Here is a 13,036-nt window from a genome sequence, read left to right on the forward strand (position 1 = left end):
CCGCGTCCTTCTCCTGCTGCTGCATCAACTCGGCTCCCGTGCGTACGATGTCCGAACTGTTGTGGGAGCCACGTGCCTTGCCCATGATGATCCTTCCCGGCACCAGTCACTCTGATGCCAACCGGTCATACCGGGCATACACAAACCACGCGACAGGCCCGGGTGTGGTCGCGTCCGACGGCCACCACACCCGGAACTGGGCGCGCAGCATCTCCACATCACTGCCGCTCGCGTCATGATGGTCAGGGTCCTTGATCACCGCGCTCAACGTGGGGATCCGGTCGGTGTAGTGCGCCCCGGCGTTCCCGTACTCGCACGCGCCGCCCGGGTTCATCACCAGGTCCGACATCAGCGGCTGGTTCGGAGGCCGGTTGTAGGTGACCTCGAGATGCGCGTTGCCGCAGAAACGCTTCCAGTACTCGTAGCTCTCCGACGAAGCCATCAGGCGGAACGTCGTGTAGTCCCAGCCGCTACTCGCGGCCTTCTGCACCACGCTCTCCGCGTTGAAACGGACGTTCTGGTTCGTAGCCGTGCACGATCCCGCCGGGTTCGTGGGCTCCTCCGTTCCGACCGTCCCCTTGTATCCGGGCTGGTTGTTCCAGTTCGTCCCGGAGTTGATCGCGCTGGCGGATCCGCTGTTGACCCAGTCCAGCTTCACGCCCCGCGGCGTGCTGTTGTAGACGTACGTCATCGTGATCGCGAACTCGGCCGAGATGATCGTCTTCCCCTTGAAGGAAGCCGTCGGGATCGAATAGAACTGCCGCTTCACGTCACTCGTGCTCGCGCACTTGGTCGACACGTCCGCGGGACACTTGCCGACGCCCTCGTCACCGGAGAACTTCCAGTACTCGTTGGTGGGCCAGTGCGACGACACCATAGCCCAGCCCGTCCGGTTCGCCGTCTTGGCCACCGGGTCGATGTACAGCGGGTAGGTGGTGTCATCGCCCGTGAGGAGTTCCTGGTCCGGGGTCAGAGTCATCACCCCGTCACCGACCTCCAGCCCGACCTCGGCAACCTTCGCCCCCTCGGTGGGACCGTCCAGCGGGTCATCCCCGGTGTCGGAATCCTCGTCGCCGCCGTCCGCACCGTCAGAAGCGGTGCGTGCGGAGGGCTCCTCGGGAGCTGTGCCGCTGGAGTCCCACATCTTGGGTGCGGGAGCCTCGAACACCGGCCCGCCGGCACCCTCGTCCTCCGCGACCATGCCCCCGCTCTCGGTGGCCTCGAGTCGCAGGCCGTCCGTTGACACCGGAAGTTCCAGTGCGGCCAGATCCGGATCGGCGGCGGCCTCGGCCGACTTCACCACGAGCAGGTGGGAGAAGCCGTCGACGTCCGCCTTTACGACGAGATCCACGTCCGGCATCACCGGGTAGGTGGCCGTGTCGCCCTCGACGGTGGGCGTGGGCAGCTCGCTGGGCCAGCCCACGGACATGGTCCTTCCGGACTTCCTCATCGTCGCCAGGACCTGGTCGCCGCCGCCCGAGAACTCCATCGCCGTTGTCGACGCCCGGGGCGCGAAGCCTCCCCCGGCCGTCTCGACGAGCGTCGTGTCGAGAGCCGCCCAACGGCCGTTCTTGTACGTCCGCACCGGCTGCACATACTGGCGCTCGGTGAACGTGCCGTCCGGGTTGGCGACGGTGTCGCTGGTCTCACTGCGCAGCGACGTGACCTCCACGGGCGCGTCGCTCTGGATCGCGGCCCGCATCGCGGCGTCCTCCGTCGGCGCGGTCTTCGCCTTCGCCGAAGCCGGTTTCACGTCCGCGGCCGGGGTGGCTGTCGCGTTCTGCGCCGGCATGGCCAGACCGGACGCCAGGATCGCGATCACCGCACCCAGGACTGTCTTGCCCCGGCTGATGCGGGGACGCGGCCGTCTGCTGGTACCCATGCGCGTTCCACTCTGCTCAGTCCGCTTGTACGTGGTCACCGGATCACCGTGCCGAAGGTGTCACCGTCGTCCGGGATGCCGCCGGCCCCGGGCCGCAGCGTGGTGGCCGTGCCGGCCCCGCCGTCGACGAGCGTCCACGGAAGGACGTACACGCCTCCCCTGGACTCACCGGCCGTCTTGCCGAACGGCACACCGACGTAGAGATTCGCCGACGTGGCCATCAGGGAAATCCCGGTGTAGTCCCGCCGTCCCGGATCACCGGGGATCACGCCGCCGCCCCGTACGAGAATCCGGTCGCCGGCGCCTGGGTCGCCGAGTGCGGGAAACACCTGCACCGCCCCCGCCTCCGCGCCAGACTCCGTATCGTGGCCCGGGACACCGACCGCGAGGCGGACGGTCGCCGCCGTCCCCACCGTTCCCGGCGCCGTGTTCGCCAGCGCGACCCGCTGCCCGAAGTAGTCCCCCGCAGCCACGTCCCCCTCGACGTCCGCCACACTTCGGTCCACGGACTTCAACTGCGTGACTGCCCCGGACGCCGGCACCTGCAGGACATGGACCATGCCGGCGTCGGCAGCGTCATCAGGGTCAGCAGGGTCCGGGTCGATATCCTCCCCAGGAACACCGACCGCGAGCAGGGCATCCGTCTCCGAAGCCGCGCCGGACGGCCGGTAGGCCACCATGGACAGCGACGTGCCCAGCTGGTCACCTGTCTCCGCCGTGCCCGAAACGCCGTCAACGCTTTGATCGACACCGGCAATCGCCGTGGGCACACCACTCGTAATCGTGTGACTGAACACGATCGCCAGCCCGGCGAACGCCTCCTCGCCGATCGCCTCACCCGGCGCCCCCACCGCGAGATAACGGGGCGACGCAGCGAGGGAATACCCGAAGCGGTCGTTCAGCTCGGCCGTCCCCGGCACCCCCGGGTCGTCCTGGCTCGCTGTCGTTCTTGTCGCGCCCTGCACGTAGTGGATCAGGCCGGCGTCGACCGCCGACCCGACGTTCTCACCGGGAACCCCGACCGCCAGGAACTGCTGTCCGGCCGACGTCTTACCGGCCGCGAGAGACCATCCGAACCAGTCGTTGGCCTCCACGGACGTGGCCGGAGCAAGATCTGACTGCCGCCACGTAACCACCGTCGACCCCGGGCCGATACCGGTGGGCGTCCCGTGGATCACGTGGATCATGCCCGCGTCCGGCATGTCGACGCCGCTGACCGACACGTCCTCCATCGGGACACCCACGACCAGGTCCGAACAGCCGTCACCGTTCTCGTCGTAGGATGCGAGCGACTTCCCGAACTGGTCGTTTGCCTCCGGGCTGACTCCCATCTCGGGCAGACCCTGGGAGATCTCGAACGACTGGCCGCTGCCACCGAGGACAACCCGCACCAGCCCGGCGCGGGTCAGTCCCGACACCGTCGCCAGCGGGTCAGCGACAGCAGTGTCCCGGACACCGTCTCCGTTGAAGTCGGATTCCGTTCCGGCGACGCAGGCAGCATCAGCCGCAGCCGGTGTCACCGACGCCGTAGACGATGGGGCCTCGCCCGGAATCAACGTGGCAGCGAGAATCAGCATGCCCATGAGGCACACTCGTAGGTATCCAGGCCCCCCCCGAAGGGCCCAGGCACGATGGCCTGGCTGGGCGGCAGCAAGCGGCATGCGGCAAACCTCTTCGACGGCTCAAGCGTGCCGACCAGCTGCAAACCGCCTGCGGGCAGCACAAATGCGGATACGACTGCGATCGAACCTGACGCGCGCCGAAGCACTCCTCTGTTCGAGCAGATGGATCAAAGCGCGGCACCGCAACTACGTCAAGGAGTCGATCAACTACTGTCCGCATAGTCACCAAAGTCGCTTGAGACCGGCAACTCCACTTAACAATCGGAGATTCCTGCTTCACCCCGCAACATCGGATCTATCAGCTAAAGTCAACGATCGTGCACATGCCAGCGCATGCCCGGACTCCGCCAGAACAGGCATTCCACGACATGGACGTAGCCTGGTCCAAGACAAGTACGCCAGCGACGAATGAACGCACGAAGCCCCTCAAGCGAACCAAGCCGGCGTACTCCACAGCGGCTGCCTGAGGGGCGGTCATCCAACCTGTTGCGCGGGTCAGCCCCCCGTCGTCGAACGCAAGCTCGTCACGAAAGCCGTCCAACTGTCGTCGGTGAACACCAACTCCGAACCGCGGCCCTCGGCCTTCGAGTCACGCACACGAACACGGTCAGCCCCGTCGAAGGCCACCTCGACGCACTCGCCGCCCTCGCCACCGCTGTAGCTGCTCTTGAACCACGTCAGCTGGTCGTGACTCATGACTTCCTCACAGGCCGGCCACAAAGGCCTGCCAGCTCTCAGCCGTGAACACCAGCTCCGGACCGCAGCCTTCGGCCTTCGAATCACGGACATGAACACGGTCGGCCCTCTCGAAGGCCACCTCGACGCACTCCCCACCATTGCCACCGCTGTAGCTGCTCTTGAACCATGTCAGCTGGTCGTGACTCATAGTTCTCCTCGCAAACGGTCGATCAGGGCATGTGACTCAGCGGGTGCAAGGGCCTGCGCCCGGATGCTGCCGTAGCGCGCAGCAAGCACGCGGACCTCGTCCGGATCAGTGACAAGCTGGCTGAAATCCTGGAACTCGCCGTACCCAACGGGTGGCTGCCCCTTTGGGTAGATCAGGATGAACGGCCCTTCCATACCCGCATGTCCATCGTAATCCAAGGGCAGCACCTGCAACTGGACATTACGCAACGCCCCGATCCGCAACAGGCACTCAAGCTGCTCCCGCTGAACCTCCGGCCCTCCGATCCGACGGAGCAACACAGCCTCATCGAGCACAACCGTCACCATGGGCAACGGCCACCGCTCCAGCACCTGCTGACGCGCCAGCCGGGCCGCGACCCGCTCCTCGATCGTCTCGGCATCGAGCAGTGGCTGCCGCGCCAGCAGAATCGTCCGCGCGTAGTTCTCCGTCTGAAGCAGCCCAGGCACCGTCAGCGTGCTGTAGAACCCGATTTCGGTCGCCTCACGCTCCAGCCGCGCATAGTCCCGGAACCACACCGGATGCCGCGCCCGCCCCCGCGCCCGGTCCCGCGCCGCCGTCACATCCCCGCAGATCGCCTTGAGCAGCCCACCGCACCCCAGCGCATCATCCACGGCGGCGAGGAACTCCGGCTGCGGCACCCGCCGCCCGCGTTCGACCGACGAGATCAGCTCCTCGCTGTAACCGATCAGCTCCGACAGCTCCCGCTGTGTGAGCCCCGCCCGCTCCCGCGCAGCCTTGATCTGGCGGCCCACGAGCCGATACAGCTCACCGGCCAGAACCTCACCCTCAGGCTCAGCCATCAGCCCTCCAACCACTCACCCCGAACCACGACTTACCGGCCAACGACCATCCGCCCGCCACGTCACGCCCGGACACCGGTACACGCCACGCCACGCACCCGGACAGTTACCCTCCGTACCGTGCGCCCCTCTCCCCTCCACGGCATGCCGCGAGCCACGCTCTCCCCATGACCAGCACCGCCCACCGCACGCGGACGACCTTCCGCTTCCCCCTCACGCCCCTCGGCGCCCGCACCGCCCGCCGCGCGCTCGCCGAGACCGCCCCGCCCGACGACGTCCTCCTCGTCGCCGGCGAATTGCTCGCGAACGCCGTCCAGCACGCCCGCCGGGCAGGCAGGCTCGGCCTCCTGACCGTCACCGCCTCCGACGACCGCACGACCTACACGGTGGAAGTCACCGACCCCCGGCCGGACACACACCCGCCGACGGCGGCAGTCCCCGACCTCACTGCCGAATCCGGCCGTGGGCTGCTCCTCGTGGATGCTCTCGCCGTGAGCCGCGAGATCGTTCCGCACCCTCCCGTCGGCAAAACCGTGCGGGTGACGCTCGCCACATGAATCAGCCGGATTCCGGACACGTAGGCTGCAACGATGAGCGAGAAGCTGTGGGACATCGAGCCGTCCGGGCCGCTGAGCGGCGACGTCATGGTGCGGGGCGCCAAGAACGCCGTCAGCAAGCACATGGTCGCCGCCATGCTCGGGAGCGGGCCGAGTGTCATACGCAACGCTCCCGACGTCGGCGAGGTCGGCATCACCGCCAAGATGCTCGAGCACGTCGGCATGACCGTCGAGCAGACGGACGGGGAGATCACTGTCGTCCCCGGGACGGTGACCGACCCGGGCGTCGACAAGGCGTTCACCGGGCTCAACCGGATCCCCATCCTGATGCTCGGCCCCCTGCTGCATCTCGCCGGTGAGGCGTTCGTACCGCTCGTCGGCGGTGATCCGATCGGGCGGCGGCCGGTGGACTTCCATCTGGACGCCCTGCGCGCCTTCGGCGCCGAGGTGGAGCTGACGGACGACGGCGTACGGGCGCGGGCCGCGCGGCTGCGCGGGACGCGGATCGACCTGCCGTACCCGAGCGTCGGCGCCACCGAGACGGTGCTGCTGACGGCCGTACGGGCCGAGGGCCGCACCGTCATCCGCAACGCCGCCACCGAGCCGGAGATCATCGAGCTGGCGCTGTTCCTGCAGCGGATGGGGGCGCGGATCTCGTTCAGCCCGGAGCGCCGGATCGTCGTCGAGGGCGTGCCGTCGCTGACGGGGGCGCGGACGACGCTGGGCGGGGACCGGATCGAGGCGTTCTCGTATCTGGTCGCGGGGCTGGTCACCGGGGGCGAGGTGCGGGTGCACGGGTGTGCGCAGGACCGTCTCGTCACGCCGATCACCGCGCTGGCGCGGATGGGCGCGCGGTTCGAGATCACCGACGAGTGGATCATGGCGTCGGCGGACGGCCGGCTGCGGGCCGACGCGGTGCAGACGGATACGCACCCGGGGTTCGCGACGGACTGGCAGACGCCGCTGATGGTGCTGTTCACGCAGGCGGAGGGCATGTCCGTACTGCACGAGACGGTGTACGAGAACCGGCTCGCCTACGTCCCCGCGCTGCAGCGGATGGGCGCGGAGATCGAGGTGTACGACACCTGCCTGGGCGGGCCCGCCTGCCGCTACCACGACACCGGGGCGGTGCACTCCGCCGTCGTACGCGGCGTCAGCAAGCTGCGCGGCGGCGAGGTCAGCATGCCGGACATCCGGGCGGGCTTCTCGGCGGTGCTGGCGGCGTCCGTGGCGGAGGGCCGTTCGACGCTGCGCGGGGTGCATCACATCGAGCGCGGGTACCACCGGCCGGCGGAGCAGTTCCGGGCGCTGGGGCTGAACCTCAGGAGCCGGGAGGCGTAGCCCTCCCCGCCGTCGCGGAGAACAGCCGCACGGGATTTCGGCCGGAACCGGGTACGGAATCACCGCCGTAGGGCGTTGAACCCTGCGACGAGGGGAGTGCACACGATGACCGATCCGAACTGGGTGCCCACGTCCTGCACCCTGCCCACCGCGGAGCAGCCGCTCCGGGTGGCCGAGTGGGACGCGTTGTTCGCCGAGCGGCTGGAGACGGTGGAACGGCCGGCGCCGCTGTCGGTGCGGCTGCGGCTGACGGCCGCCGAGGGGGTGGCCGAGCAGGTCCGGGAGCTGGCCGGGCGGGAGGGCGACTGCTGCTCGTTCTTCCGCTTCGGCACCGGGAGCGATGCGGCCGGGGTGTATCTGGACATCACGGTGGACCGGACGCACACGGCGGTGCTGGACGCCCTCGCCGAGCGGGCGGCGCTTCGGCGACGGATCCGCTGAACCGCCGCCCCCGACCCGGTCAGGGACGGATCGCCGTCCCCAGGATGTGCGCCACGGCGGGTGCCGGGACCTTCGTCTCGGGGAAGTCGAACTCCTCGAGTTCCTCCAGCCGGAATCCGGCCGCCTCGATCGCGGCCTCCGTGTCCCGGCCGGTGTGGCAGCCGCCCATCAGCGGTGGCCAGATCGTGGCGTCCAGTACGCGCTGCACCCGGCGCATGCCCGGGGTCCCCGCCCGTACGTGCTCAAAGAAGCACAGCCGGCCGCCCGGGCGCAGCACGCGGTACAGCTCGCCGAGGGCGGCGGCCTGGTCGGTGACCGAGCAGAGCGTCAGACAGGCGACGGCCGCGTCGAACCGGCCGTCCTCGGCGGGGATGCGCTCCGCCAGTCCGCCGACGACATCGACCGGGACCGGGGCGTCGAGGGCGGCCTGTCCGGCGGCGGCGCGCAGCCGGGGCTCGGGCTCGACCGCCAGCACGCGGGACACCTCCGGCGGATAGTGGGGGAAGTTCAGGCCGTTGCCGGCGCCGATCTCGATCACCTCGCCGGACAGTCCCTCCACGAGACGGCGGCGGTATCGCGTCACGCCCGCCTTGGTCAGCGCGGGGGCGGCGACCGAGGCGAAGAAGCGGGCGAAGATCGGATGGCTCATGGACCGCTGCGGCACCGTCGCCACCGCCTTCCTGTCGCTGTTCGGCCAGTGCTCCCTGAGGACAATAGAGGAGATTCCGCACGGAGATCCCGTAGGCGAGCCCCGAAATCGCTGGACACCGGCCGACGTCCACGCCTAGGGTGTGGCTCACGCCCTTGATCATCAGGAAGGAGGCGACCGCGATGTACTCCACGACTCACACCACACGCTCCCGCCCCTTCTTCGGGCGTTCCTCCAGGGGTTGAGGCCGGTCACGGCCACCGGGAGCGTGCGACTTCCGGAAGGAAACCCCGTGACCGAACTGGTCATCCGCCACCTCGCCGCCGGCGAGGAGCACCTCTTCACCCAGCTCCCCGATCACCCCGCCCTCGGCAAGTCCGCCTTCGGCCGCCCGTGGGCCAGCGTCGCGCAGGGCGGCGAATACCGTCTCGACTGGTGCTGGGTCGCCCTGCGGGACGACCGCGTCGTGGCCCGCGCCGCCTGGTGGGCCGGCCCGGACGACGAAAAGCCCCTCGCCCTGGACTGGTTCGACTTCACCGACGCCGAAGCGGCGGCGGAGATACTCCGTACGGCGCCGCTGCACGCCGAGTACGCCCTGCTGCTGCCCCCGCGCTGGCGCGAGGACCCCGTCGTACGGGCCGACGCGCAGGCCAGGATCGACGCGGCGGCCGCCGCCGGGATGGAACTGCTCGTCGAGCGCTTCCAGTACGAGTGGACCCCCGGCTGCGGCGTCCCGGAGCGGCCGGGGCGGCTGGAGTTCCGCGCCGAGCCCGACGACGGGAAGATCCTCGACGTGCTGCGCCTGGTCGAGGAAGGCAGCCTCGACGCCCACGCCCGCAAGGCGATCCGTGAGGGCGGCATCGAGCAGGCGGCCCAGGAGGAACTGGACTACTTCCGCTGGGCGCCGTCGCCGCGCGAGTGGTGGCAGGTCGCGTACACGCCCGACGGGGAGCTGGTGGGGCTGCACATCCCCGCCCGCAACTACACCAACGCCATGGTCGGCTTCATCGGCGTCGTACCGGCGCAGCGGGGCCACGGGTACGCGTACGACCTGCTGGTCGAGACGACACACGTGCTCGCCGCGCAGGGCGTCGAGAAGATCGTCGCCTCGACGGACTTCGGCAATCGGCCGATGGCGCGGAACTTCGAGAAGGCCGGGTATCCGGTCATCCAGGAGCGGTACTTCATGATCTAGGCCGACGGGCCCGGACCTCAGCCCGAGGTCCGGGTCCCGTTCGGGCACATTGAACTACCCACCCGTACAATGATCTTCATGGAGCGCATACCCCGCACCGCCGCCCGCCTCGCCGTCCTCGACCCCGAGGGGGCGGTGTTCCTCTTCCGCTATCCCGCCGGCGAGATCCCCGTCTACTGGGCGATGCCCGGCGGCGGGCTCGAGGACGGGGAGTCGTACGTCGACGGGGCGATGCGCGAGGTCGTCGAGGAGACGGGGTGGACGGATCTGACGCCCGGACCCCTGCTGTGCACCTGGGAGCACGACTTCACCCGTCAGGGCGTCCCCGTACGGCAGTTCGAGCACATCTATCTCTCCGCGGGTCCGCGCCGCGAGCCCACCCCGGAGGCGATCGCCCGGCACGGCGAGGACAACATCATCGGCTGGCGCTGGTGGACCCCCGCCGAACTCGCCGCCGCGACGGAGGACCTGTGGCCGCCGAGCCTGCCGCAGCTCCTCGCCGCGCTCCCGGCACAGCCCGTGCACCTCTGACGGCCGGGGCCGGCCCGTAGACATTCGGGGCCGGCACCCGCAGCCTGTCCCTGTGGACTCTCCGCTCACGACCTATCTGCTGCCCGTCGTCCTCGCCGTCATCATGTTCGGCCTCGGCCTCGGACTGTCCGTCGCCGACTTCCGGCGGATCACCGCGTACCCGCGCGCCGTGGCGGTCGCCCTCGGCTGCCAGCTGCTGCTGCTTCCGGCGGCCTGTCTGGGGCTGGTGCTGGCCTTCGGCCTGCCCGGGGAGCTCGCCGTCGGGATGATGCTGCTGGCGGCGTCCCCCGGGGGCACGATGGCGAACATCTTCAGCCATCTCTTCGGCGGGGACGTCGCGCTGAACATCACGCTGACGGCGATCAATTCGGTGGTCGCCGTCTTCACGCTGCCGCTCGTCGTGAACCTCTCCCTCGCCCACTTCATGGCGGGCACCGACCAGGCGCTGGGGCTGCGGTTCGACAAGACGGTGCAGGTGTTCCTGGTGGTGCTGGTGCCCGTTGCCCTCGGCATGCTGGTGCGTGAGCGGCGGCCGGGGTTCGCGGAGCGTACCGAGCGGCTGGTGAAGGTCGTCGCGGTGGCCGCGCTCGTCGTGGTCGTCATCGGGGCGGTAGCCGCCGAGCGGAACAACGTCACCGGCTATCTGCGGGACGCCGGTCTCGTGGTGTTCCTGTTCGGCGCGGTGTCGCTGGCGACCGGTTACGGGGCGACGCGCCTGGCGCGGGCGGGGCACCGGCAGTCGGTGGCGTGCTGCTTCGAGGTGGGCATGCACAACACCACCCTGTCGCTGGCCATCGCGCTCAGCCCGTCGCTCCTGGACAGCACCCGGATCGCCATCCCGTCGGCGGTGTACGCGGTGCTCATGTTCGGGATGGCGCTGGGCACCGGTTTCCTGCTGCGGCGGCTCGGCGGCCCGGTCACCGCGGGGTCAGATCTCCCGGACGCAGCTCCGCGGGCGTCCGATGGCCTGACAGTCCCAGAGTGAGGTCCAGGTCGGCGAGGAGGCTCCGCAGGACGTGCCGTACGCCGTCCTCCCCGCCGAGCGCCAGCCCGTACGCGAAGGGGCGGCCGTAGAGCACCGCCTTCGCACCGAGGGCGAGGGCCTTCAGGACGTCCGCCCCGGTGCGTACGCCCGAGTCGAAGAGGACGTCGATCCGGTCGCCGACGGCCGCCACGATCTCCGGCAGCGCGTCGAGGGAGGCGATCGCGCCGTCCACCTGACGGCCGCCGTGGTTCGACACGACGATGCCGTCCATCCCGGCGTCGGCGGCGCGGCGGGCGTCGTCGGGGTGCTGGATGCCCTTCAGCACGATGGGGCCGTCCCAGTGCTCGCGCAGGAACGGCAGCCGGTCCCACGTCTTGTCGGTGCCGGTGTACAGCGGCACCCATGTGAGCACCGCCGCCATCAGGTCCTCCTCCGGCGACTTCTCGAGCCCGGCGCGGAAGACGGGGTCGGAGAACGTGACGGCGCAGCCGACGCCGCGGATGAACGGGAGGTACGACAGGTCGAGGTCGTGCGGGCGCCAGGCGAGGGTCCAGGTGTCGAGGGTGACGACGAGGGCGGTGTAGCCGTTCTTCTTCGCGCGGTCGAGGAGGCTGACGGTGAGGTCGTCGTCGTTGGGCCAGTAGAGCTGGTACCAGCGGGGGCCCGTGCCGCTCGCCGCCGCGACGTCCTCGATGCTGTGGGAGGAGGCCGTGGACAGGATCATCGGGACCCCGACGCTCGCGGCGGCACGGGCGGTGGCCAGTTCGCCGTCGTCGTGGAGGATGCTCTGGACGCCGATGGGGGCGAGCAGGACGGGGGCGGCCAGTTCTTGGCCGAGGACGGTCGTCCGCAGGCTGCGTTCGGTGGCGCCGGTGAGCATGCGGGGGATCAGGCGGCGGCGGTCGAACGCCTCGCGGTTGGCCCGGTCCGTGGCCCCGGAGCCGGCCGACCCGGCGACGTACCAGTACGGGCCGTCGTCGAGGACCTCGCGGGCCGCCGCGTCCAGCGCGGTGGGGTCGGTGGTGAAGGGCGGGGTCTGCTCGGCGAGCCCGTTGAGGTAGATCTCGGGCTGGTAGTCGGCGAACGGCTGGGTCATGGGTGGCTCCTCCCTGGTCGCAGGGAGATTCTGGGTCACGGTGGGGGCTTTGGCTACCCGGCGGTACGGGTGTCAGTCGCCGAGGTCCGCGATGAGCCGGGCCTCCCCCATGACCGCCGCTCCCCCGGCGGTGTCGCCGTGATCCGCCAGCCACAGCGCCGTCTCGACCCGCCGGGCGACGGCCCACGCCCGCAGCCGGGCGGCGTCCTCGCCGAGCTCACCGGCCAGCAGGGCGAAGCGCCGGGCGACGACCTGGGCCGGGGCGGGGTGCGCGTACGGATCGTCGATCTGCTCCAGCAGGGGGTACACGTCGTACGCCGGGTCCCCCGCCATCGGCTTGGCGTCGATCGCCAGCCACGGGCGGCGTTCGGCGGCCAGTACGTTGCCGGGGTTGAAGTCGCCGTGCACGACGGCCGTACGGGCGGCCGTGGCGGGCAGTTCCCGCAGCAGCGCGGCGCCGTGGGCGACGAGGCCGGGGTCGTAGCCGGGGCGCAGCCGGTCCCGGCGTTCCTCCACCAGGTCCGCCCAGCCGGCGGTGACCTCGGCGAGGAGCGGCAGGCGGTGGCCGTCCGGGACGGGGACGCCCCACAGGTCGCGCAGCACCTCGGCGCCGTATCGCAGCCGGTCCTCCGCCGGGAGGTGGCCGGCCTCGGCCAGCTCGTCGCCGGGGACACAGCGCTCGAGCAGCAGGGCGTAGTCGGCGGGCTCCTCACGCAGCACGCGGATGGCTCCGTGGCCGTCCCAGATCCGCAGGCCCTCGGCCTCCGCGGCGGCCTCGGGGTGCGGCCAGGACAGCTTGAACACGGCGTGGGTGCCGTCGGCCGTCTCCGCGGGCGCCACCCAGGAGACGCTGCCGCCGCGGAAGGGGCGGCCGAGCCTCAGCGACCAGGCGTCCCGGTACTTCCCGACGAGCGCGGGCAGTGCGTCGAGCCACTGCCGGGCGCGGGGCTCGCGCCGGCCGAGCCCGGTGAACACGGGAAGGTCGGGCGGGAAAAGATCGGTCACCCGG

General features: G+C 70.3%; 14 protein-coding genes. 6 read left to right on the forward strand and 8 right to left on the reverse strand.

Going from position 1 to position 13,036, the window contains the following annotated elements; all coding sequences use genetic code 11:
• Positions 1 to 106: 106 nt before the first annotated feature.
• The 5 genes from SRB5_RS28530 to SRB5_RS28550 all read right to left on the reverse strand — a co-directional run bounded on the left by SRB5_RS28530 (position 107) and on the right by SRB5_RS28550 (position 5,232).
• Entirely contained in the window at positions 107 to 1,882 is a 1,776-nt protein-coding gene (locus SRB5_RS28530) for a DNRLRE domain-containing protein (protein ID WP_153456342.1), read from the reverse strand.
• 35 nt (positions 1,883 to 1,917) lie between these two features.
• The gene (locus SRB5_RS28535; protein WP_228390525.1) at positions 1,918 to 3,465 is read right to left on the reverse strand and encodes a hypothetical protein; all 1,548 of its coding nucleotides are present in this window, start codon (positions 3,463 to 3,465) and stop codon (positions 1,918 to 1,920) included.
• 534 nt (positions 3,466 to 3,999) lie between these two features.
• Positions 4,000 to 4,200 (reverse strand): DUF397 domain-containing protein, encoded by a 201-nt coding sequence (locus tag SRB5_RS28540; protein WP_153456343.1) that lies wholly within the window; start codon positions 4,198 to 4,200, stop codon positions 4,000 to 4,002.
• A 7-nt stretch (positions 4,201 to 4,207) separates the two neighbouring features.
• Positions 4,208 to 4,390 (reverse strand): DUF397 domain-containing protein, encoded by a 183-nt coding sequence (locus SRB5_RS28545; protein WP_153456344.1) that lies wholly within the window; start codon positions 4,388 to 4,390, stop codon positions 4,208 to 4,210.
• On the reverse strand, positions 4,387 to 5,232 hold the full coding sequence (locus tag SRB5_RS28550) for a helix-turn-helix domain-containing protein (protein ID WP_153456345.1): 846 nt from the start codon (positions 5,230 to 5,232) through the stop codon (positions 4,387 to 4,389). Before SRB5_RS28550 ends, SRB5_RS28545 begins: the two co-directional genes overlap by 4 nt.
• 167 nt (positions 5,233 to 5,399) lie before the next feature.
• Between SRB5_RS28550 and SRB5_RS28555 the strand changes: the two genes are divergently transcribed.
• From SRB5_RS28555 to SRB5_RS28565, 3 genes are all read left to right on the forward strand, one after another.
• Complete coding sequence (locus tag SRB5_RS28555; protein ID WP_153456346.1) at positions 5,400 to 5,789, forward strand: ATP-binding protein; 390 nt, start codon at positions 5,400 to 5,402, stop codon at positions 5,787 to 5,789.
• Between the two features lie 33 nt (positions 5,790 to 5,822).
• Positions 5,823 to 7,130: a UDP-N-acetylglucosamine 1-carboxyvinyltransferase gene (gene murA, locus SRB5_RS28560; RefSeq protein ID WP_153456347.1), complete on the forward strand. Its 1,308-nt coding sequence runs from the start codon at positions 5,823 to 5,825 to the stop codon at positions 7,128 to 7,130.
• Between the two features lie 105 nt (positions 7,131 to 7,235).
• Entirely contained in the window at positions 7,236 to 7,571 is a 336-nt protein-coding gene (locus SRB5_RS28565; RefSeq protein WP_153456348.1) for a hypothetical protein, read from the forward strand.
• Between the two features lie 19 nt (positions 7,572 to 7,590).
• Here SRB5_RS28565 and SRB5_RS28570 read toward each other — a convergent pair whose 3' ends face one another.
• Complete coding sequence (locus SRB5_RS28570) at positions 7,591 to 8,220, reverse strand: class I SAM-dependent methyltransferase (RefSeq protein ID WP_153456349.1); 630 nt, start codon at positions 8,218 to 8,220, stop codon at positions 7,591 to 7,593.
• 292 nt (positions 8,221 to 8,512) lie between these two features.
• Here SRB5_RS28570 and SRB5_RS28575 point away from each other — a divergent pair, with 292 nt between their 5' ends.
• The 3 genes from SRB5_RS28575 (at position 8,513) to SRB5_RS28585 (ending at position 10,931) form a co-directional block, all read left to right on the forward strand.
• On the forward strand, positions 8,513 to 9,415 hold the full coding sequence (locus tag SRB5_RS28575) for a GNAT family N-acetyltransferase (RefSeq protein WP_323378639.1): 903 nt from the start codon (positions 8,513 to 8,515) through the stop codon (positions 9,413 to 9,415).
• A 78-nt stretch (positions 9,416 to 9,493) separates the two neighbouring features.
• Positions 9,494 to 9,946, forward strand: coding sequence for an NUDIX hydrolase (locus SRB5_RS28580; RefSeq protein ID WP_153456351.1), 453 nt, complete (start codon positions 9,494 to 9,496; stop codon positions 9,944 to 9,946).
• Between the two features lie 52 nt (positions 9,947 to 9,998).
• Positions 9,999 to 10,931 (forward strand): bile acid:sodium symporter family protein, encoded by a 933-nt coding sequence (locus tag SRB5_RS28585; protein ID WP_323378640.1) that lies wholly within the window; start codon positions 9,999 to 10,001, stop codon positions 10,929 to 10,931.
• Here SRB5_RS28585 and SRB5_RS28590 read toward each other — a convergent pair.
• Both SRB5_RS28590 and SRB5_RS28595 read right to left on the reverse strand, forming a co-directional pair.
• Entirely contained in the window at positions 10,864 to 12,027 is a 1,164-nt protein-coding gene (locus SRB5_RS28590) for a lactate 2-monooxygenase (protein ID WP_153456352.1), read from the reverse strand. The two genes, SRB5_RS28585 and SRB5_RS28590, sit on opposite strands and share 68 nt — an antisense overlap.
• A 72-nt stretch (positions 12,028 to 12,099) precedes the next feature.
• Positions 12,100 to 13,032: an aminoglycoside phosphotransferase family protein gene (locus tag SRB5_RS28595; protein ID WP_323378641.1), complete on the reverse strand. Its 933-nt coding sequence runs from the start codon at positions 13,030 to 13,032 to the stop codon at positions 12,100 to 12,102.
• Positions 13,033 to 13,036: the final 4 nt, after the last annotated feature.

Origin of the sequence: Streptomyces smaragdinus, assembly GCF_009604385.1 — a bacterium.
Lineage (GTDB): Bacteria > Actinomycetota > Actinomycetes > Streptomycetales > Streptomycetaceae > Streptomyces > Streptomyces smaragdinus.

Excerpts from the sequence above, each read along its gene's own strand:
- SRB5_RS28570 (WP_153456349.1), bottom strand. The coding sequence starts at position 8,220 with ATGAGCCATCCGATCTTCGCCCGCTTCTTCGCCTCGGTCGCCGCCCCC.
- murA (WP_153456347.1), top strand. The coding sequence starts at position 5,823 with ATGAGCGAGAAGCTGTGGGACATCGAGCCGTCCGGGCCGCTGAGCGGC.
- SRB5_RS28545 (WP_153456344.1), bottom strand. The coding sequence starts at position 4,390 with ATGAGTCACGACCAGCTGACATGGTTCAAGAGCAGCTACAGCGGTGGC.
- SRB5_RS28555 (WP_153456346.1), top strand. The coding sequence starts at position 5,400 with ATGACCAGCACCGCCCACCGCACGCGGACGACCTTCCGCTTCCCCCTC.
- SRB5_RS28550 (WP_153456345.1), bottom strand. The coding sequence starts at position 5,232 with ATGGCTGAGCCTGAGGGTGAGGTTCTGGCCGGTGAGCTGTATCGGCTC.
- SRB5_RS28530 (WP_153456342.1), bottom strand. The coding sequence starts at position 1,882 with ATGGGTACCAGCAGACGGCCGCGTCCCCGCATCAGCCGGGGCAAGACA.
- SRB5_RS28580 (WP_153456351.1), top strand. The coding sequence starts at position 9,494 with ATGGAGCGCATACCCCGCACCGCCGCCCGCCTCGCCGTCCTCGACCCC.
- SRB5_RS28590 (WP_153456352.1), bottom strand. The coding sequence starts at position 12,027 with ATGACCCAGCCGTTCGCCGACTACCAGCCCGAGATCTACCTCAACGGG.
- SRB5_RS28535 (WP_228390525.1), bottom strand. The coding sequence starts at position 3,465 with ATGGGCATGCTGATTCTCGCTGCCACGTTGATTCCGGGCGAGGCCCCA.
- SRB5_RS28565 (WP_153456348.1), top strand. The coding sequence starts at position 7,236 with ATGACCGATCCGAACTGGGTGCCCACGTCCTGCACCCTGCCCACCGCG.
- SRB5_RS28540 (WP_153456343.1), bottom strand. The coding sequence starts at position 4,200 with ATGAGTCACGACCAGCTGACGTGGTTCAAGAGCAGCTACAGCGGTGGC.